The sequence below is a fragment of the Neisseria sp. HMSC068C12 genome, assembly GCF_001814095.1.
GTDB lineage: Bacteria > Pseudomonadota > Gammaproteobacteria > Burkholderiales > Neisseriaceae > Neisseria > Neisseria perflava.
In genome coordinates, this window is sequence record NZ_KV814823.1 from 130,656 (window position 1) to 150,668 (window position 20,013).

The window sequence follows — 20,013 nt, forward strand, 5'->3', positions numbered from 1 at the left end:
TTATGGGCTTGAAACATTTTCTTGAAAAAATCGAACCGCACTTCCTGCCGGGTGGCAAACATGAAAAATGGTATGCCCTCTACGAAGCTGCGGCGACGATTTTCTATACATCCGGCGCGGTAACGCGCAAAGCGGCCCACGTCCGCGATGCGCTCGACTCCAAGCGCATGATGATTTTGGTATGGCTGGCTTTGTTCCCTGCCATGTTCTACGGTATGTACAACGTCGGCGTACAGGCATTCGGTGCGTTAACGCCTGATTTGCTGCAACAAAACATTGCCAACGACTGGCATTACGCCCTTGCCAACGCTTTGGGCATCAATATGTCGTCTGAAGCGGGCGTGTTGGGCAAAATACTCTTCGGCGCGATTTTCTTCCTGCCGATTTACGCGACTGTATTTGTTGTGGGCGGCTTCTGGGAAGTCTTGTTCGCCACCGTGCGCAAACACGAAATCAACGAAGGTTTCTTCGTGACTTCGATTCTGTTTGCTTTGATCGTTCCCCCTACCCTGCCTTTGTGGCAAGCGGCTTTGGGTATTTCTTTCGGCGTTGTGGTTGCGAAAGAAGTATTCGGCGGTACAGGTAAAAACTTCATGAACCCTGCTCTTGCAGGTCGTGCGTTCCTGTTCTTCGCCTACCCTGCCAACATTACCGGCGATACCATTTGGACTGCGGTTGACGGCTATTCAGGTGCCACTGCTTTGGCGCAATGGGCGGCACACGGTGCAGACGGCCTGAAAAACGCTGTAACCGGTCAAACCATTTCTTGGATGGATGCGTTTATCGGTAACGTACCCGGCTCAATCGGCGAAGTATCCACTTTGGCGCTTTTAATCGGCGGCGCTTTTATCGTGTTCACCCGTATTGCCTCTTGGCGCATTATCGCCGGCGTGATGATCGGTATGATTGCCATGTCTTCTCTGTTTAACTTCATCGGTTCGGACACCAACGCCATGTTCTCCATGCCTTGGTATTGGCACTTGGTGGTCGGCGGCTTCGCCATCGGTATGCTGTTTATGGCGACCGACCCTGTTTCCGCTTCCTTTACCAATGTTGGCAAATGGTGGTACGGCGCGCTTATCGGTGTGATGTGCGTGTTGATCCGCGTGGTCAACCCTGCTTACCCCGAAGGCATGATGTTGGCGATTCTGTTTGCCAACCTGTTTGCCCCAATTTTCGACTATTTCGTCGCACAAGCGAACATCAAACGCAGAAAGGCGCGCAGCAATGGCTAAGAAATTCGATAAAGACAGCTTCAGTGGCACGCTGATTGTGGTATTGGTTGTCAGCCTGATTTGTTCCATCATCGTTGCTGGTGCGGTCGTCGGCTTGAAACCTATCCAAGAGAAACAAAAGCTCCAAGACAAACAAGGCTATATCTTAAGCGTAGCCGGTTTGATGGATAAAAACACCGACATCAGCAAAACCTTTGCCGAACGTATCGAGCAACGCGTTGTCGATTTGGCAACAGGCGAATACGTGAAAGACGCGCCGAAAGACTTCAGCGCGCGCATCGCAGGCAAAGACCCTGCCCAAAGCATCCAAATCAAACCCGAAGACGATTTGGCCGGCATCAAAAGCCGTGCCAAATACACTGAGGTTTACTTGGTAAAAGGCGAAGACGGCAAAGTCAGCCAAATCATCCTGCCTATGCACGGTAACGGCTTGTGGTCTGTCATGTACGGTTTTGTCGCCATTCAACCCGACGGCAATACCATCAACGGCATCACCTACTACGACCAAGGTGAAACTCCGGGTTTGGGCGGCGAAATCGGCAATCCGTTGTGGCAACAAAAATTCGTCGGCAAAAAACTGTTTGACGAACAAGGCAAACTCGCCCTGCATGTTGGCAAAGGCGCAAGTTCGGACAAAGAACACGGCGTAGATGCCCTCTCCGGCGCATCGCTGACATCTAAAGGCGTGCAAGGTTCGTTCGCCTACTGGTTCGGCGAAAACGGCTATATCCCCTACCTGAACAAATTGAAATCAGCAGGAGCACAATAATGGCTGACATGAAACGCTTGAAATATTTGATGTTTTCACCCTTTATCGACAACAACCCGATTGCCTTGCAGGTTTTGGGTATTTGTTCGGCTTTGGCGGTTACCACCAAACTTCAGACGGCCATCGTAATGGGTATTTCCGTAGCTTTGGTAACCGGTTTTTCCAGCTTCTTCATTTCTTTGGTACGCAACTATATCCCTAACAGCATCCGTATTATTGTGCAAATGGCGATTGTTGCTTCCTTGGTAACGCTGGTTGACCAACTGCTCCAAGCCTTTGCTTATGAGCTGTCCAAACAGCTGTCCGTATTCGTCGGCCTAATTATTACCAACTGTATCGTAATGGGCCGTGCCGAAGCATTCGCAATGAAAGAGCCGCCGCTGGAAAGCTTGGTTGACGGTATCGGCAACGGCGCAGGTTACGGCATGATGTTGATCATCATCGCAACCATCCGCGAACTGATCGGCTCTGGCAAGCTCTTTGGCTACACCATTTTCCAAACCGTACAAGATGGCGGCTGGTATCAAACCAACGGCTTGTTCCTGCTCGCCCCTAGCGCGTTCTTCATCATCGGCTTCTTGGTATGGGGTCTGCGCACTTGGAAACCTGAACAGGCGGAGAAATAACACATGGAACATTACTTAAGCCTCTTTGTAAAATCCGTCTTTCTGGAAAACATGGCACTTTCCTTCTTCTTGGGGATGTGTACGTTTTTGGCGGTATCTAAAAAAGTATCCACTGCATTCGGTTTGGGCGTTGCCGTAACTTTCGTACTCGGCCTGTCCGTCCCAGCCAACCAACTTGTTTACTCGCTGTTGAAAGACGGTGCGCTGGTTGAAGGCGTAGACCTGACCTTCCTGAAATTCATCACCTTCATCGGCGTGATTGCTGCTTTGGTGCAGATTTTGGAAATGTTCTTGGATAAATTCGTCCCTGCCCTCTACAACGCATTGGGTATCTACCTGCCTCTGATTACCGTAAACTGCGCGATTTTCGGTGCCGTATCATTTATGGCGCAACGCGAATACAACTTCGGCGAGTCCGTTGTATATGGTTTCGGTGCAGGTCTGGGCTGGCTTTTGGCTATTGTCGCTTTGGCGGGCATTACCGAAAAAATGAAATATTCGGATGTCCCTAAAGGCCTCAAAGGCTTGGGCATTACCTTTATCGCTGCTGGCCTGATGGCAATGGCGTTTATGTCGTTCTCCGGCATCCAGTTATAAGAAAGGAATCGGCATGGAGATTATTTTAGGTATCGTGATGTTCACCCTCATCGTCTTGGTGTTGGCACTGATGATTCTGTTTGCCAAATCCAAGTTGGTGAGCGAAGGCGACATCACCATCAAAGTCAATAACGAAAAAGAGCTGACGATGCCTGCCGGCGGCAAACTGCTGGGTGCGCTTGCCAGCCAAGGCATCTTCGTTCCTTCCGCCTGCGGTGGCGGCGGCTCATGCGGTCAGTGCCGCGTTGTCGTGAAAAGCGGCGGTGGCGACATTCTGCCAACTGAGTTGTCCCACATCAGCAAACGCGAAGCGCGCGAAGGCTGCCGCCTGTCTTGTCAGGTCAACGTTAAAACCGACATGGACATCGAAGTACCGGAAGAAGTGTTCGGTGTGAAAAAATGGGAATGCACCGTCATCTCCAATGACAACAAAGCAACGTTCATTAAAGAACTCAAGCTTGCCATTCCTGAAGGTGAAGAAGTTCCTTTCCGCGCCGGCGGCTACATCCAAATTGAAGCTCCTCCTCATACTGTCGCCTACAAAGACTTCGACATTCCTAAGGAATACCACGAAGACTGGGACAAATACAATCTGTGGCAATATGTTTCCAAAGTGGACGAGCCGATTTTGCGCGCTTACTCCATGGCTTCATATCCAGAAGAAAAAGGCATCATCATGCTGAACGTGCGTATCGCCACGCCGCCTCCGCGCGTACCCGATGCGCCTCCGGGACAAATGTCGTCCTACATCTGGTCGCTTAAACCCGGCGACAAAGTAACCATCTCCGGCCCGTTTGGCGAATTCTTCGCCAAAGACACCGATGCCGAAATGGTATTTATCGGCGGTGGTGCGGGTATGGCTCCGATGCGTTCCCACATTTTCGACCAGCTGAAACGTTTGAACTCCAAACGTAAGATTACCTTCTGGTATGGTGCACGTTCTAAACGCGAGATGTTCTATGTTGAAGACTTCGACCAACTCGCAGCAGAATTCCCGAACTTCACATGGCACGTCGCCCTGTCCGACCCATTGCCTGAAGACAACTGGGACGGTTACACAGGCTTCATTCACAACGTGGTTTACGAAAACCACCTGAAAAACCACGAAGCACCGGAAGACTGCGAATTCTACATGTGCGGCCCTCCAATCATGAACCAGTCCGTGATCAAAATGCTCAAAGACTTGGGCGTGGAAGACGAAAACATCCTTTTGGACGATTTCGGCGGCTAACAGACAAAAAGGAAGAAACTTCGGTTTCTTCCTTTTTTATTGCCAGGTCGTCTGAAAACCATACTTTCAGACGGCCTGAACCTTTCTTTTACGATACAATAAAGGCTTCAAAAAATAATCCGCAAATCCCTTATGCTGTTTCTTTCTAATTCGTTTTACCGTCCGATAATCGGCTACACCGTTGCCATCGTTTCCGCACTCACGCTCTCTGCCTGCCAACCCGAAAAACAACAACAAACCATCACCCTGCAAGGCGAGACCATGGGCACGACCTATACCGTCAAATATCTTTCAGACGGCCAAGATAAACTCCCCTCCCCTGCCGAAATACAAAAACGCATTGATGACGCGCTTAAAGAAGTCAATCGGCAAATGTCTACCTACCAGACCGATTCCGAAATCAGCCAATTCAACCAGCTGCGCACCGTCAATCAGGCCATGCCCATTTCCCAAGACTTTGCCTATGTGACCGGAGAAGCCTTGCGTTTAAACAAACTGACGCACGGCGCGCTGGACGTAACCGTCGGCCCTTTGGTCAACCTCTGGGGATTCGGCCCGCAAAAAGAAATTACGCACGAACCGACTGCACAAGAAATCCAACATGCTTCAGAAATGGTCGGTACGGACAAACTCAAACTTTCCCAAGACGGACAGCAGCCTACACTTGCCAAAACCCATCCCGAAGTCTATTTAGACCTATCCTCCATCGCCAAAGGCTTTGGTGTGGATAAAACCGCCGCCGAACTTGAAAAACTCAATATCGGCAATTATTTAGTAGAAATCGGAGGCGAGTTGCATGGCAAAGGCCACAATGCGCAAGGCAACCCTTGGCGTATCGGCATTGAGCAGCCCAATATCGTTCAAGGCGGCACCACTCAAATTACCATTCCATTGGACAATAAATCACTGGCCACATCCGGCGACTACCGTATTTTCCATGTCGATAAATCAGGCCGCCGCCTTTCCCATATTATCAACCCTAAAACCAAACAACCCATCAGCCACAACCTTGCTTCCATCAGCGTAGTAGCAGAAAACGCCACACTTGCAGACGGCCTTTCAACCGGATTGTTCGTCCTCGGAGAAACCGAAGCGCTTAAACTTGCCGAGCAAGAAAATCTCGCCGTTTTCCTTATCATCCGAACCCCGCAAGGCGGCTACCATACTAAAATGTCCAGCGCATTCAAGAAATTATTAAACTAACCTTCAGGAATACACACATGAAAACCCTCCTCCTTACTTTCGGCATTTTTATCATTGTCATCCTCGGCATGGCAGTCGGCTATATTTTCTCCAAACGCACCATCAAAGGCAGCTGCGGCGGCATTTCCTCTCTCGGCATGAAGAAAATGTGCGATTGCGACACGCCATGTGATACCTTGCAAAAAGAGCTGGATAAAAAACAACATTCCGACAACCAAGGCATCAAGGTCGATCATTAAGTCGTTGTTAAATGTTTATTAGTGATTTAAGACAGCTCACCCCCTATCAGGCCGTCTGAAAAATAAAAGAGCGTAATCCCAATGGATACACGCTCTTTTATTTTGTCTATTCCAAAGCAATCCAAAAATATCTTGCATACACATTTGAAACAAGCCCTCCAAAACTAATCATGAAATAAAAAGAAAAGCTCCTGCAAAACAGGAGCTTTTTCTTGGAAGAAACCGGATTATTTCAATTTAGTTTCTTTGTAAATAACGTGTTTACGGGCTACTGGGTCAAATTTTTTGATTTCCAGTTTGCCAGGCATAGTACGTTTGTTTTTAGTAGTTGTGTAGAAGTGACCAGTACCAGCACTGGACTCCAGTTTGATTTTATCGCGCATTGCAGTAATCCTTAATTAATGGTGTTTAAATTAAGCTTCGCCGCGAGCACGCAAATCAGCCAATACGACATCAATGCCTACTTTATCGATGGTGCGCAATGCAGCGTTAGAAACGCGCAGGCGAACCCAGCGGTTTTCACTTTCTACCCAGAAACGACGTGATTGCAAGTTAGGCAAAAAACGACGTTTGGTTTTGTTGTTGGCGTGTGATACGTTATTGCCAGACATCGGGCGCTTACCGGTCACTTTGCAAACTCGTGCCATGGTTAGTCTCCAAACTTCTAAAATAGTAAAACGCGATTTATACCACGAAATCCGCCTTCAGTTCAAGTCGTTTGCTGAAAAAACGGGATTTGTGGAAATAAATCTTCTCAATATGTTGCATCTGCGAAACGGTATTTCGCAAAGCCTTAACTTTTCAATTATAACGGATTTCTTTAAAAAAATCATCTGTCGTTTGCGTGGTCGGCGAAATAAACAGACCGTCTGAACATTTTCAGACGGCCTGTTTATCATCATGCTTTTTTCTTCAACGCCGCATTCAAAATACAGCCGAGTATAAAGCAGGCTAAAGAGGGAACAACCCACCCTAGACCGATATTGTAAAACGGCAATGCGCGCTCGATGGCAGCTGCGGTATCGGCATCAAATCCAAACGCGGCCTTATAGGCATCGAGCAAGCCGACCATAAGGGCCGCCATCATGGTGCAGAAATAGACAATACGGCCGCCGCCAAACAGTTTATCTGTCAAGGCCAGCAAAATGATGACGATGGTCAGCGGATACAACAGCATCAACATAGGGATGGAAAACTGCAAAATCGCTGACAGGCCTTTGTTGGCCAACAGGATAGACACCACCGTATTCAGTATCACAAAGATTTTATAAGAAATACCCGGGCAAAGACGGTTGAAATATTCGGCGCATGAAGTAATCAAGCCAACCGCCGTACTCAGACAGGCAAGCAGCACCATGACGCCAAGCAACACAATACCGGCCGTACCGAAATAGTGCTGTGCGGTTTTAGACAAAACCGACGCGCCGTTTTCCTGTAAGCCGATACCGGCCACACCTGTCGCGCCCATATAGCCGATAAACAGATAAACCACTGCCAAACAAGAAGCTGCCAACACGCCCGAAATCGTCGTGGTCTTCAGCAAGTCCGCGCGATTGTCCACGCCCATGGCGCGAACGGCATCGATGACGATAATGGCAAACACCAGCGAAGCCAGCGCGTCCATGGTGCCGTAGCCTTCCAAAATGCCTTTAACCAACGGATGAGTAGCAAAATCGCCTTGCGCCGCCTGCGGCATACCCATCGGGTTAATAGCGGCATAGCCGACCAATATTGCAATTGCTAGCAACAAAACGGGCGTAAGGATTTTACCGATACGGTCAACCAGCTTACCCGGAGAAATCGACAGCCAATAAGTAATACCGAAAAACACCAGGCTGAATACGGCCAATGCGATGTTTTTCCAAGACTCATCAATGAAAGGAGAAATTGCAGTTTCAAAAGATACCGTTGCCGTACGCGGCATGGCAAACAGAGGGCCGATTGCCAGATAAAGCGCAGTGGCAAAAGTCACGCCGTACCAAGGCGCAACACGGGAGGCCAATGCTTCCACATCGCGCGAGCCGGAATAGCCGACGGCAATCACGCCCAACAATGGCAAACCCGCCCCGGTCAGCAGAAAACCGAACATCGCCGAAAGCCAGTTTTCACCGGCCTGCTGTCCCAAAAAAGCTGGAAAAATCAAGTTCCCTGCCCCAAAAAACAGGGCAAACAGCATTAAGCCCACCGCCCATAAAGAAGCTTTGGTATGACTCGTCGTCGAATTCATTTTAGTTCTCTTTATTCAAATTTTCGTTATCGGTTTCATCGGCTTCAAGGCCGTCTGAAAACATTTCGGCTTCATTTGTTTCCAAACCGTCTTTCAGGCTGATTTCGATTTCGCCATAATTTTCCGGCTGTACGATACGCACCAAGCCCTCTTTAGCCAATTCCAGCAATGCAATAAAATTGACCACCACATATGTCGCGCCCTGCTCCGGCTTAAACAAATCGCTGAACTTGCTGATACCGCTTTCGTTCAAACGACGCAAAATCGCCGTCATCTGCGCACGCACGGAAATGGTTTCCCGCACCACTTCATGACTGCGCGTATGCTTGGCACGCGATAAAATACCCAACCAAGCCTGCGTCAAATCGGCAACGTACACTTCCGGCAACTTTGCTTCGACCGCAATTTCCAGCGGCAAATACGCCCAAGCAAAATCACGTCCGGCGCGCGGCAACGCATCCAAACCCTGAGCCGCCAGTTTCATCTGTTCGTAAGCCAACAGACGGCGCACCAGCTCGGCACGCGGATCCGCCTCTTCATCCTCAACTTCTTCAGGACGCGGCAACAGCAGGCGCGATTTAATTTCAATCAGCATTGCTGCCATCAACAGGTATTCCGCCGCCAAATCAAACTGATACGCTTCCATTTGGGCAATATAGTGCAGATACTGCTCAGTAATCTTCACCATAGGAATATCGAGGACATCGATATTCTGCTTGCGGATAAGGTACAGCAGCAAATCCAACGGCCCTTGGAAGCTGCTTAATACCACCTTCAACGCATCAGGCGGAATAAACAAATCCTGCGGCACATCGGTAACAGGCTGACCGAACACCCACGCAACGGTATGTTCAGACGGCGTTGCGGCAGTGGAAGAAATAAGGTGTTCTGAAGGCATGGTTAAAGGGTCTTTTTCTTTTTAAGTTTAGTAAGAAGTTTCATCAACAAAAGGCCGTCTGAAACGAGGACAAGCCGTTTTTAATATAAAAATCAGCGTTTTTTACGATTGATTTGCAAAGAAACAATGGCGACGGCAAAGGTCTGAGCCAAGGCCATACCCAACAGCGGCAGGCTGGCGAAAACCGTACCCGTCAGTACCAAACCGATATCTCGGGACAACACAAAACCATCCCTCGCAAGCATCGCCACCATCAAAGCCAACAACAGCAAACTTTCGCAGCCGACCAAAAGCCAAATCATTTTAACCGAACGGCGTTTGCGCCATTTCATGATACCGGCGTGCAAAAGGCTGAATATCACGACGGACAGACACGGATAAAGAAAAGTGGTGAATGGACGGGTATAACCGCTTTGCACACACAAATAATCGCCGGGCAACGTATTGCATTCCATCACATCGAGAAACATCGGATCGACGGCATACATCAATACGCCGAACCATACCGCATAAATCAGACTGGCAATAAAGTAGGCTTTAAAAAATCGGCTCTTACCCATTTCCTACCCCTCACTTCCGCCCTGCGATATGCTCCACCGCAGCCTGCGCACAATACAGCCCAAACGAAGCCGTTACCAGCATACTCGCCCCATAGCCCGCGCAGGACAAACCTTGCGGCGCGACATCGGTCGAACACGCTTCGCCGGATTGCGGCGGCGTAATATTCTCGGTTGAATAAACGCAAGGCACGCGCATTTTTTCTTTGGTATTGCGGCTGAAGCCGTAGCGTTTGCGCAAGGTATAGCGCAAATTGGAAAGCAACGGGTCGTGGGTGACGCGGCTTAAATCGGCAGTTTGGATTAAAGCCGGATTTTTCTGTCCGCCCGCGCCGCCGCTGATAATAAACGGTTGTTTATGTTGCACGAAATACGCCGCCATCGCCGCTTTGACACGGATTTGGTCGATGGCGTCGATGACGAAGTCAAAAGGCCGTCTGAAAAGTTCGTCCAGATTGTCTTCGGTAACAAAATCTTCGATTTCCGTCACTTCGCATTGCGGATTGATTTGGGCAATGCGTTCGCGCAAAGCGGTAACTTTTGCCTTACCGAAATCATCGGTCAAAGCGTGCAACTGGCGGTTGACATTGGATTCGGCAACATTGTCCAAATCAATCAGCGTTAAACGACCGATGCCGCTCCTCGCCAACGCCTCCACCGCCCACGAGCCGACGCCGCCGACGCCGACCACGCACACATGCGCACGCGAAAAGCGCGCCAGCGCTTCGTCTCCGTAAAGTCTGGCAATACCGCCAAAGCGGCGCGAAGAAAGAAAAGCAGCGTCCTGCATAAGCAACCTTGTGATATATCAATAAATTAATGAAAAACGCGACAGGCGATTCGGACAGACATTATACTTGAAAGCAGATGGGCTGTTGTACCTGCCCGAAAGAGTTTATAATCGTTTCACATTCAGACAAGTTCTGATTTCATATTAAACGAAAGTGCCGCTACTCGGCGCAAAAGGAGAATGAATATGTACAAACATCTGGTTGTAGCCGTTGACGGTAGCGAGACCTCCCTCAATGCATTGAAACATGCCGCCGAACTGGCAAGCCTCAACAAAGCCCAACTGACTTTGGTTCACGTTGCCAACCCTGCAGAATACATGGCTTTGGCTCCTGAATTCCTGCAACACGAAAGCTACGAAGCCGCCGCAGTGGCTCAAGGTAACGAAGTTTTGGATTTCGCAGAAAAAACAGCGCGTGAAAGCGGCGTTGAAAACATCGTGAAACACCTGTTGGTTGCCAACAAAGGCGCGCGCGAAATGGCGCAAGACTTGGTTGACTACGCCGACAACAACGGCGCAGACCTGTTGGTACTCGGCACACACGGCCGCACCGGCCTGATGCACCTGCTGATGGGCAGCTTCGCCGAGACCGTAATGCGTCAAAGCCACCTGCCTCTGCTGATTATCCGCAGCAAAGCTGAAGAAGCATAATCAAGCATTTATTTAAAATAGCGAAAGGCCGTCTGAATATTTTTCAGACGGCCTTTTTTCATTTTCACATGACAACTTCAGCTTTTATTTTGCCATTTCTTTGAACACTTCGTGTGCCACAGCAATGGTTTCGTCAATCAGCTCAGGCGTATGCGCGGCGGAAACAAAACCGGCTTCGTAAGCTGACGGGCCGAATGCGACATTGCGGTCGAGCATACCGTGGAAGAAATGTTTGAAACCGTCGATATTGGAACGCGCCATGTCGGCATAGTTTTGCGGCGTATGGCTGGCAAAATACAAACCAAACATACCGCCCACGCTGTCCGCCGTAAATTCAACGCCATGCGCTTTAGCCGCGTCGGCAATACCGTTGGCGAGGCGTTGGGTCAGGGCAGTCAGGTTTTCATAGAAGCCTTCGCGCTGAATGATTTCCAGCGTTTTCAAACCGGCCGCAACCGCAATCGGATTACCGGACAATGTGCCTGCCTGATACACGCCGCCCAACGGGGAAATACATTCCATAATGTCTTTACGGCCACCGAACGCCGCCAAAGGCATACCGCCGCCGATCACTTTGCCCATGGTGGTCAAATCAGGCTTGATGCCGTGCAAAGATTGCGCACCGCCCAGCGCCACGCGGAAACCGGTCATCACTTCGTCGTAAATCAACACGGCACCGTGTTTTTCAGTCAATTCGCGCAAGGCTTTGACAAAGGCTTCAGACGGCCTAACCAGATTCATATTGCCGACAAAAGGCTCCAAAATCACACAGGCAATGTCATTGCCGCTTTGGGCAAAGGCTTCTTCCAGTTGGGCGATATTGTTGTATTCGAGTACCAAAGTGTGTTTGGTAAAGTCGGCAGGCACACCGGCGGAAGAAGGGTTGCCAAACGTCAGCAGACCGCTGCCTGCTTTCACCAACAGGCTGTCGGAATGGCCGTGGTAGCAGCCTTCAAACTTGATGATTTTGTCGCGTCCGGTAAAACCGCGTGCCAGACGGATGGCGGTCATCGTTGCTTCCGTGCCGGAGCTGACAAGGCGCAGCTGCTCGACGGACGGCATGATTTTAGCGATTTCTTCGGCAATGACAATTTCGCCTTCAGTCGGCGCACCAAACGACAAACCGCCCAATGCTGCTTCGCGCACGGCTTCAATGACTTCGGGATGGGCATGGCCGACAATCGCAGGGCCCCAAGAGCCGACATAGTCGGTATAACGCGTGCCGTTTTCGTCCCAAACATACGCGCCTTCTGCCTTTTTGATAAAGCGCGGTACGCCGCCGACGCTGCCGAATGCGCGCACAGGAGAGTTCACGCCGCCGGGAATAATGGCTTTGGCGCGGTTGAACAAGCTTTCATTACGGTTCATGGTCAATTCTTTCGTAAGAGGTCGTCTGAAAATCAAATCGATGCCATTTTAACACCAAATCCTTTTCAGACGGCCCAGGCTTCAAAATAAGAATCGGGCGCAAAATCAAAATTATTCTTTAAAAACAAACACTCTATCCATATTTTTCCTGCTTGTGCTATAATCCGCGACCTATTGAAACAATAAAAGAAAAGCATCATGTTACGCGGATTCATACTCAGCCTCGCCCTTTTGGCGTCCTCCCTCGTCCATGCACAACGCAGCCTGCCTGACGATATGGATGTGGCCGTTTTAAAAACCGTCGATCTGCCTTATCTGAAAGTCAGCAAAGGCGGTTTTTCTTGGACGCGCCTGCTGACCTTGGGCATTGTGGACGGCAACGCAGCCAAACTGCAAATCACCCGCTTCACCAAAATCCACGATGAAAACGACCGTTTCATCCCCATGGGCCGCCTGCTGAATCAAACCGGCAAAGCCGTTGCGTTCAAATACAACGAAGAAAGCCGCCTCGTCCGCGAAATCTGGATTTTGACCGACGCCGAGGCCGACAGGTTCATCGAACACGCCAAAAAGCAGAAAAAGGCGGAAGAATAATTTTTCAGACGACCAGAGTATTGCACAGGCCGTCTGAACCCTTTTACAACAAGCAAGTCAATCAAAACAAACCATGAAAAAAGTATTTATCCGCACCTTCGGGTGCCAAATGAACGAGTACGACAGCGAAAAAATGCTGTCCGTCCTCGCCGAAGAACACGGCGGCATCGAGCAGGTTACCCAACCTGACGACGCCGACATCATCTTGTTCAACACCTGCTCCGTGCGTGAAAAAGCGCAAGAGAAAGTCTTCTCCGACTTAGGCCGCGTACGTCCGCTCAAAGAAAAAAATCCCGACCTCATCATCGGCGTTGCCGGCTGCGTTGCCTCTCAAGAAGGTGAGAACATCGTCAAACGCGCTCCGTATGTGGACGTGGTTTTCGGCCCGCAAACGCTGCACCGCCTGCCCAAACTCATCGTCGATAAAGAAACCACCGGTCTGTCTCAAATCGACATTTCCTTCCCCGAAATCGAGAAATTCGACCACCTGCCGCCTGCGCGCGTAGAAGGCGGTTCGGCATTCATTTCCATTATGGAAGGCTGTTCCAAATACTGCTCTTACTGCGTCGTCCCTTATACCCGCGGCGAAGAATTCTCCCGCCCGCTCAACGACGTATTGACCGAAATTGCCGGTTTGGCGCAACAAGGCGTTAAAGAAATCAACCTCTTAGGCCAAAACGTCAATGCCTATCGCGGCGAAATGGAAAACGGCGAAATCTGCGACTTTGCCACTTTGTTGCGCATCGTCCACGAAATCCCCGGCATCGAACGCCTGCGCTTTACCACCAGCCATCCGCGCGAATTTACCGACGCGATTATCGAGTGCTACCGCGACCTGCCGAAGCTGGTTTCCCACCTGCACCTGCCGATTCAAAGCGGTTCCGACCGCGTATTGAGCGCAATGAAACGCGGCTACACCGCCTTGGAATACAAATCCATCATCCGCAAACTGCGCGCCATCCGTCCTGATTTGTGCCTCAGCTCCGACTTTATCGTCGGCTTCCCGGGCGAGACCGAGCGCGAGTTCGAGCAAACCTTGAAACTGGTGAAAGACATTGCCTTCGACTTGAGCTTCGTCTTTATTTACAGTCCGCGCCCAGGTACGCCTGCCGCCAACCTGCACGACGACACGCCGCACGAAGAAAAAGTGCGCCGCCTCGAAGCTTTGAACGAAGTCATCGAAGCCGAAACCGCGCGCATCAATCAAACCATGATCGGCACGGTTCAACGCTGCTTGGTTGAAGGTATCTCCAAAAAAGACCCTGACCAACTGCAAGCCCGTACCGCCAACAACCGCGTGGTCAACTTTACCGGCACACCCGACATGATCAACCAAATGATCGATTTGGAAATCACCGAAGCCTACACCTTCTCCCTGAAAGGCAAACCGGTATAAGCACACACAAACAAAGGCCGTCTGAAACTGTTCAGACGGCCTTTATCTTGGCTTGGCCCGGCATTATCTGATTCATGTATTTTTATTACCCGAACAAAAGGCTTTTCAGTATAATACCGCCCGAAAATTCCCTTATCTGTTGAGAAGTTAAGGAGCAAATCCGAGCTTCCGGCAGTTAAACCCGCTGATACCGTCCTTAAACGGCTTTCCCCAAAGGAATATCTCGAAATGAGTTCTTCAAATCAAAGCGTTTTGGAAAGATTATTCAACCTCAACGCCAATCAGACCAACGTCCGCACGGAAATTATGGCCGGTGTGACAACCTTCCTCGCCATGTGCTACATCATCATCGTCAATCCCCTGATTTTGGGCGAAACCGGCATGGATATGGGCGCAGTATTTGTGGCCACCTGTATCGCCTCCGCCATCGGCTGTTTCGTGATGGGCTTTGTCGGCAACTACCCGATTGCCCTCGCTCCGGGCATGGGTTTGAACGCCTACTTTACCTTTGCCGTCGTCAAAGGCATGGGCGTGGACTGGCGTGTGGCTTTGGGTGCCGTTTTCATTTCAGGCATTATTTTCATCCTGTTCAGCTTCTTTAAAGTACGCGAAATGCTGGTCAACGCCCTGCCTATGGGCTTGAAAATGTCGATTGCCGCAGGTATCGGCCTCTTCTTGGCATTGATTGCACTCAAAGGCGCAGGCGTGATTGTGGCTAATCCTGCCACATTGGTCGGCTTGGGCGACATCCACCAGCCCACCGCCCTGCTGGCGATGGCAGGCTTTGTCATGGTGGTTGCACTTGGCCACTTCCGCGTTAAAGGCTCTATCATCATTACCATTCTAACGCTGACCGCCGTCTCCACCATCTTGGGCTTGAGCGAGTTCAAAGGCGTGGTCGGCGAAGTTCCGAGCATTGCACCAACATTCATGCAGATGGACTTCAAAGGCTTATTCACCGTCAGCATGGTCAGCGTGATTTTTGTATTCTTCCTGGTTGACCTGTTTGACTCTACCGGCACATTGGTCGGCGTTTCCCACCGCGCAGGCCTGTTGCAAGACGGCAAACTGCCGCGTTTGAAACGCGCCCTGCTTGCCGACTCTACCGCCATCGTTGCAGGCGCCGCCTTGGGTACTTCTTCTACCACCCCTTACGTTGAAAGCGCGGCAGGCGTTTCTGCCGGCGGCCGTACCGGCCTGACTGCCGTTACCGTCGGCGTACTGATGCTTGCCTGTCTGATTTTCTCCCCGCTGGTTCAAAGCATTCCTGCATTCGCTACCGCACCCGCCCTGCTCTATGTTGGCGCGCAAATGTTGCGCAGCGCGCGTGAAATCGATTGGGACGACATGACCGAAGCCGCACCGGCATTCCTGACCATCGTCTTCATGCCGTTTACCTACTCGATTGCCGACGGTATTGCGTTTGGCTTTATCAGCTATGCACTCATCAAACTCTTGTGCAACCGCACTCAAGACGTACCGCCTATGGTATGGATTGTCGCCGTGTTGTGGGCATTGAAATTCTGGTTCTTGGGTTAAACTGCTCAAAAGAACAGGCCGTCTGAAAACTTTTCAGACGGCCTGTTTTATTTTACCCAGCGTTTAAAGCTGTCGGTAAAAGATTATTTTTTCACTTTTTTAGCAGCTGGTTTAGCGGCAGCTTTCGCGCCTTTGTCCAATGCGCAGAAACGGGTAGCGATTTGGTCAACCACTTCTTGTTTGCCATTTACTTCGGTAGTACCGCGGATAGTCAGCATGTTGCCATCAACTTTGTCCACGTTGGCTGCAGTGGCTGCTTCAGCAATCCAAGCAACATTGCCGCCCCAGAATGCGTTTACATCTTTGCTGCTGTCAGTAATACGGAACAGGTTTTCAGTTACTTGGCCTTTGTATTTTACTTGTGCAGCAACAACTTCGTTGCCTTTGAAGCCATACATTACGCTCAGAGGCTCTTTGCCGTCTTTACCGCATTTGTAGTGAACTTCTTTAGTACCGTCGATAGAGTCTACTTTCAAAGTATTAGGTACTGGAGCTTGAGCTTGTTGAGCCTGAGCTTGAGTTTGTTGTTGCGCAGTAGGCGCAGCTTTAGCTTCAGGTTTAGCTTTAGAACCGCTGCTACATGCAGTCAGGGCAACAGCCGCCAAAACGGCAGGAACGATTAATTTAACATTCATATTCATAATTGACTCCCAAATGGTTTCAATAAAAAACCGGCAAACGCCGGCTGACATTTACACATTAACAGAGATATTCCGTCTTGTCTTTATCTCAGACGGCATTTTTTAAGAAAAGTTCAAATAAATATTTTTATTTTCTAAAATCAAGAAATTATAAATATGAAATCATGTAAATTCAGGTTTAGGAACTCTTAAGATGAATACTGTTGTCAATAAATCGGGTTTTGACAATGGTAAAATGAGATTGAAAAGCGCATAGAGATGACAAAATTCAGGGCAATTGATTTTACACACTTCTGTCTCTTGAGTTGCTGAGCATTTCAGACGGCCTTAGAACACAAACAGTAAATGCAATAAAAAAACGCAATCTGAAACAGATTGCGTTTTTTTTGAAAACTGGCACGCCCACGGGGAATCGAACCCCGGTTACCGCCGTGAAAGGGCGATGTCCTAACCGCTAGACGATGGGCGCGGATAAATCTTGTGGCGCACCCGGAGCGATTCGAACGCCCGACCCTCTGGTTCGTAGCCAGATACTCTATCCAACTGAGCTACGGGTGCATCCTCATCACTTCGCAAGTGCGTTGTGAATCAAGAAGACCGAATGATATAGGCTTTACTAAAGCCTGTCTACTCTTTTCACAGAAACTTTTTATATTTTTATTTAACCAATTGAAGTTAAACAATATAAAATTAACGTAAAATCCCTACTCCTGACAAATCCTGCGCCATTTTAGCGGCGGAGTTATCGGTCATGCCGCCGACAAAATCCAAAATCTTCATATAGGCCTGATACAGACTGTCTTCAGGAAGAATCGGATTGTGCTTTTTCAATAATTCCAACGCCAAAGACTGACGCGTTGCTAACTGTTTTTCTGCAATCAGGGCATAGGCGGCAGGGACGAGCAAATCTAAGATGGAGCCTAAGCATGGGAACGTGGCAATCTCGGTCAAGAGCTTGGTGTGATGGCGGAAAATCCGTGTTTGTGCCAATTCTTTCGCTTTTGCCAAAGTGTTTTGCACTTGCGGGCTGCACAGAGCAAGCAGGTCTTTGCCTTTGAATGTTCCGTCCAACAAGTCGGACTGATGCAGCATAAAGGTTTGCGCGACATCATCAATCGCCTTGCCGATCGCAATGCCGCGCAACATGGCGCAACGCTGACGGCTGGAGCTGGCGTGCCATGCGCTTTCGGCAAAGGTCAGCTCGGACAAAATACTTTCTACTTCCGTATCCGTGAGCAAATCCAATTCGACGGCATCTTCCAAATCCAGCAAGGCATAGCAAATATCGTCGGCAGCCTCCATCAAATAAGACAAAGGATGGCGCGCCCAGCTGTCTACTCCCGCGGAAACCAGCCCCAATTCGTCGGCAACTTGACGGATAAACGGCAACTCGGTTTGATAAATATTGAATTTCTTTCTGCCGTTTGGATGTTGCGTTGTCCACGGATACTTCAGCAATGCGCCGATGGCTGCCGCAGTCAGGCGCATTCCGCCTGCCTCCGGATACATTTCAAGGCTGGCGACGATACGCAGGCTATGCGCATTGCCTTCATAGGTTTGAATATCGTTGCGTTCCGCTTCGTTTAATGTGTTCAGATAAATTTGATGTTCAGGCCGTCTGAACCAATCACGCAAAGCATCTTCGCCGGTATGGCCAAACGGCGGATTGCCCAAATCATGAGCCAAACAGGCAACCTGCACCACGGCACCAATATCGCTGGGCGTATTGCCCTGCGGCAGAAAACCGCCGTTATGCAACATCACGCCCACGCGGTTGCCCAAGCTCCTGCCCACGCTGGCAACTTCAACGCTGTGCGTCAGGCGGTTGTGCGTCAAGTCATGTTGCGCCAGCGGATGCACCTGTGTTTTACGGCCAAGGCGGCGGAAGGCTCCGGAAAAAACAACCCGGTCGTAGTCGATGTGAAAATCCGTACGCAAGGCATCGGCACCTTCTTGAGTCGAAGGGGTAACGGTCGGCACGATTTCGCCGTTTTTAGTACGGAAGCGTTGGGTGGATAATAAGTTTTGCCAATTCATTCGGATGGTCATAAAGGTTCCTCAAGCAAAGTAAAGGCCGTCTGAAACATATTCAGACGGCCTTATGCTTATTTACCGCGCATCAATTCAAAGAAATCGTCGTTATTTTTAGAGTCTTTGAGTTTGCCCACCAAAAACTCGGTCGCTTCGATTTCGTCCATAGGATGCAGGAATTTGCGCAAGAGCCACATGCGTTGCAACTGATCGTTCGGCACCAGCAATTCTTCGCGGCGCGTACCGGATTTATTGATACTAATGGCCGGGAACAGGCGTTTTTCGGCCATACGGCGGTCAAGGTGCAATTCCATATTGCCCGTGCCTTTGAACTCTTCGTAAATCACGTCGTCCATGCGGCTACCGGTTTCAACAAGCGCTGTCGCAATAATGGTAAGCGAACCGCCCTCTTCCACATTACGCGCTGCGCCGAAGAAGCGTTTCGGACGGTGCAAGGCGTTGGCATCGACACCGCCGGTCAAGATTTTGCCCGAAGTCGGCACAACGGTATTGTAGGCGCGCGCCAAACGGGTAATCGAATCCAGCAGGATGACCACGTCTTTTTTGTGTTCAACCATACGTTTGGCTTTTTCAATCACCATCTCGGCCACTTGTACATGGCGTTGCGCCGGTTCATCAAACGTAGAGGAAACGACTTCGCCGCGTACAGAACGGCTCATTTCGGTCACTTCTTCCGGACGCTCGTCAATCAACAGGACAATCAGCTCGACATCGGGATAATTGGCGGTAATAGCGTGGGCAATGTTTTGCAACATCACGGTCTTACCGGTTTTAGGCGGCGCCACCAACAATGCACGTTGGCCTTTACCGATTGGGGAAACCAAGTCGATAGCGCGGCCGGTCAGATTCTCTTCGGCTTTGATGTCGCGCTCAAGTTTGAATTGTTCGGTTGGGAATAAAGGCGTGAGGTTTTCAAAGAGGATTTTGTGTTTGCAGACTTCAGGCTGATCGCCGTTGATGGTATCGAGGCGGACAAGTGCGAAATAGCGTTCGTTGTCTTTAGGTACGCGCACGCTGCCTTCGATGGTGTCACCGGTGTGCAGATTGAAGCGGCGGATTTGCGTGGGCGAAACATAAATATCGTCAGGACCGGCAAGGTAAGAAGTATCTGCGCTGCGCAGGAAACCGAAGCCGTCGGGCAGGATTTCGAGTGTGCCGGAACAGGTAAAGCTGACATTTTGCTTCATCATCTGGCGGACGATGGCAAAAACGAGGTCTTGTTTGCGGAAACGGTTGGCGTTTTCAATGCCATGTTCTTCTGCCATTTCCAAGAGTTTGGAAATGTGGAGGGTTTGGAGTTCTGAAACGTGCATAGTATTGATATATTTTGAATAGTATCAGAGAGATGGCACAAAGGCCGTCTGAAAGTATGAAATCGTGCCGCAGGATACGGTAGATTT

General features: G+C 49.9%; 21 protein-coding genes and 2 tRNA genes. 11 read left to right on the forward strand and 12 right to left on the reverse strand.

Features of this window, described 5'->3' with window-relative positions; translation table 11 throughout:
* Positions 1 to 2 precede the first annotated feature (2 nt).
* The 7 genes from HMPREF2952_RS07240 (at position 3) to nqrM (ending at position 5,900) form a co-directional block, all read left to right on the forward strand.
* Entirely contained in the window at positions 3 to 1,235 is a 1,233-nt protein-coding gene (locus tag HMPREF2952_RS07240; protein ID WP_070695445.1) for an NADH:ubiquinone reductase (Na(+)-transporting) subunit B, read from the forward strand.
* The gene (locus HMPREF2952_RS07245; protein ID WP_004519571.1) at positions 1,228 to 2,004 is read left to right on the forward strand and encodes a Na(+)-translocating NADH-quinone reductase subunit C; all 777 of its coding nucleotides are present in this window, start codon (positions 1,228 to 1,230) and stop codon (positions 2,002 to 2,004) included. The genes HMPREF2952_RS07240 and HMPREF2952_RS07245 overlap by 8 nt, the downstream gene beginning before the upstream one ends.
* Entirely contained in the window at positions 2,004 to 2,630 is a 627-nt protein-coding gene (locus HMPREF2952_RS07250) for an NADH:ubiquinone reductase (Na(+)-transporting) subunit D (protein WP_003684313.1), read from the forward strand. The genes HMPREF2952_RS07245 and HMPREF2952_RS07250 overlap by 1 nt, the downstream gene beginning before the upstream one ends.
* Positions 2,631 to 2,633: 3 nt before the next feature.
* A complete protein-coding gene (gene nqrE, locus HMPREF2952_RS07255) occupies positions 2,634 to 3,227 on the forward strand; it encodes an NADH:ubiquinone reductase (Na(+)-transporting) subunit E (RefSeq protein WP_003684365.1) in 594 nt (197 codons plus the stop codon).
* A 13-nt stretch (positions 3,228 to 3,240) separates the two neighbouring features.
* Complete coding sequence (gene nqrF / locus HMPREF2952_RS07260) at positions 3,241 to 4,458, forward strand: NADH:ubiquinone reductase (Na(+)-transporting) subunit F (RefSeq protein WP_004519569.1); 1,218 nt, start codon at positions 3,241 to 3,243, stop codon at positions 4,456 to 4,458.
* A gap of 132 nt (positions 4,459 to 4,590) precedes the next feature.
* The gene (locus HMPREF2952_RS07265) at positions 4,591 to 5,661 is read left to right on the forward strand and encodes an FAD:protein FMN transferase (protein ID WP_083314051.1); all 1,071 of its coding nucleotides are present in this window, start codon (positions 4,591 to 4,593) and stop codon (positions 5,659 to 5,661) included.
* Positions 5,662 to 5,678: 17 nt separating this feature from the next.
* Complete coding sequence (gene nqrM / locus HMPREF2952_RS07270) at positions 5,679 to 5,900, forward strand: (Na+)-NQR maturation NqrM (RefSeq protein ID WP_003680888.1); 222 nt, start codon at positions 5,679 to 5,681, stop codon at positions 5,898 to 5,900.
* 227 nt (positions 5,901 to 6,127) lie between these two features.
* Here nqrM and rpmG read toward each other — a convergent pair whose 3' ends face one another.
* The 6 genes from rpmG to HMPREF2952_RS07300 form a co-directional block, all read right to left on the reverse strand.
* Complete coding sequence (rpmG, locus tag HMPREF2952_RS07275; protein ID WP_003684373.1) at positions 6,128 to 6,283, reverse strand: 50S ribosomal protein L33; 156 nt, start codon at positions 6,281 to 6,283, stop codon at positions 6,128 to 6,130.
* A gap of 30 nt (positions 6,284 to 6,313) precedes the next feature.
* Positions 6,314 to 6,547 carry a 50S ribosomal protein L28 gene (gene rpmB / locus HMPREF2952_RS07280; RefSeq protein WP_002216391.1) on the reverse strand — a complete coding sequence of 78 codons (234 nt, stop codon included), beginning with the start codon at positions 6,545 to 6,547 and terminating at the stop codon, positions 6,314 to 6,316.
* Between the two features lie 251 nt (positions 6,548 to 6,798).
* On the reverse strand, positions 6,799 to 8,127 hold the full coding sequence (brnQ, locus tag HMPREF2952_RS07285; RefSeq protein ID WP_070695447.1) for a branched-chain amino acid transport system II carrier protein: 1,329 nt from the start codon (positions 8,125 to 8,127) through the stop codon (positions 6,799 to 6,801).
* 1 nt (position 8,128) lies between these two features.
* Complete coding sequence (locus HMPREF2952_RS07290; protein WP_049336062.1) at positions 8,129 to 9,025, reverse strand: segregation and condensation protein A; 897 nt, start codon at positions 9,023 to 9,025, stop codon at positions 8,129 to 8,131.
* 92 nt (positions 9,026 to 9,117) lie between these two features.
* A complete protein-coding gene (locus HMPREF2952_RS07295; RefSeq protein WP_049336064.1) occupies positions 9,118 to 9,585 on the reverse strand; it encodes a hypothetical protein in 468 nt (155 codons plus the stop codon).
* 10 nt (positions 9,586 to 9,595) lie between these two features.
* Positions 9,596 to 10,372 carry a tRNA threonylcarbamoyladenosine dehydratase gene (locus HMPREF2952_RS07300; RefSeq protein ID WP_049336067.1) on the reverse strand — a complete coding sequence of 259 codons (777 nt, stop codon included), beginning with the start codon at positions 10,370 to 10,372 and terminating at the stop codon, positions 9,596 to 9,598.
* Between the two features lie 186 nt (positions 10,373 to 10,558).
* On the opposite strand from HMPREF2952_RS07300, the gene HMPREF2952_RS07305 reads away from it, so the two are divergent.
* Positions 10,559 to 11,023, forward strand: coding sequence for a universal stress protein (locus HMPREF2952_RS07305; protein WP_003680896.1), 465 nt, complete (start codon positions 10,559 to 10,561; stop codon positions 11,021 to 11,023).
* Between the two features lie 84 nt (positions 11,024 to 11,107).
* Here HMPREF2952_RS07305 and hemL read toward each other — a convergent pair whose 3' ends face one another.
* Positions 11,108 to 12,391, reverse strand: a complete 1,284-nt coding sequence (hemL, locus tag HMPREF2952_RS07310) for a glutamate-1-semialdehyde 2,1-aminomutase (protein WP_049336068.1) — start codon at positions 12,389 to 12,391, stop codon at positions 11,108 to 11,110.
* 198 nt (positions 12,392 to 12,589) lie between these two features.
* Here hemL and HMPREF2952_RS07315 point away from each other — a divergent pair, with 198 nt between their 5' ends.
* The 3 genes from HMPREF2952_RS07315 to HMPREF2952_RS07325 all read left to right on the forward strand — a co-directional run bounded on the left by HMPREF2952_RS07315 (position 12,590) and on the right by HMPREF2952_RS07325 (position 15,920).
* Complete coding sequence (locus HMPREF2952_RS07315) at positions 12,590 to 12,985, forward strand: hypothetical protein (protein ID WP_049333912.1); 396 nt, start codon at positions 12,590 to 12,592, stop codon at positions 12,983 to 12,985.
* Between the two features lie 73 nt (positions 12,986 to 13,058).
* Positions 13,059 to 14,381: a tRNA (N6-isopentenyl adenosine(37)-C2)-methylthiotransferase MiaB gene (gene miaB, locus HMPREF2952_RS07320; RefSeq protein WP_003684389.1), complete on the forward strand. Its 1,323-nt coding sequence runs from the start codon at positions 13,059 to 13,061 to the stop codon at positions 14,379 to 14,381.
* A 228-nt stretch (positions 14,382 to 14,609) separates the two neighbouring features.
* Entirely contained in the window at positions 14,610 to 15,920 is a 1,311-nt protein-coding gene (locus HMPREF2952_RS07325) for an NCS2 family permease (protein WP_004519556.1), read from the forward strand.
* Between the two features lie 83 nt (positions 15,921 to 16,003).
* On the opposite strand, the gene HMPREF2952_RS07330 is transcribed toward HMPREF2952_RS07325, so the two are convergent.
* The 5 genes from HMPREF2952_RS07330 to rho form a co-directional block, all read right to left on the reverse strand.
* On the reverse strand, positions 16,004 to 16,561 hold the full coding sequence (locus HMPREF2952_RS07330) for a hypothetical protein (protein ID WP_039862107.1): 558 nt from the start codon (positions 16,559 to 16,561) through the stop codon (positions 16,004 to 16,006).
* A gap of 394 nt (positions 16,562 to 16,955) precedes the next feature.
* Positions 16,956 to 17,030, reverse strand: a tRNA-Glu gene (locus HMPREF2952_RS07335).
* Positions 17,031 to 17,042: 12 nt separating this feature from the next.
* Positions 17,043 to 17,119 (reverse strand) — tRNA-Arg (locus tag HMPREF2952_RS07340).
* A 132-nt stretch (positions 17,120 to 17,251) separates the two neighbouring features.
* On the reverse strand, positions 17,252 to 18,610 hold the full coding sequence (locus HMPREF2952_RS07345) for a deoxyguanosinetriphosphate triphosphohydrolase (RefSeq protein ID WP_049336415.1): 1,359 nt from the start codon (positions 18,608 to 18,610) through the stop codon (positions 17,252 to 17,254).
* A 56-nt stretch (positions 18,611 to 18,666) separates the two neighbouring features.
* Positions 18,667 to 19,926, reverse strand: coding sequence for a transcription termination factor Rho (gene rho, locus HMPREF2952_RS07350; protein ID WP_003680905.1), 1,260 nt, complete (start codon positions 19,924 to 19,926; stop codon positions 18,667 to 18,669).
* Positions 19,927 to 20,013: the final 87 nt, after the last annotated feature.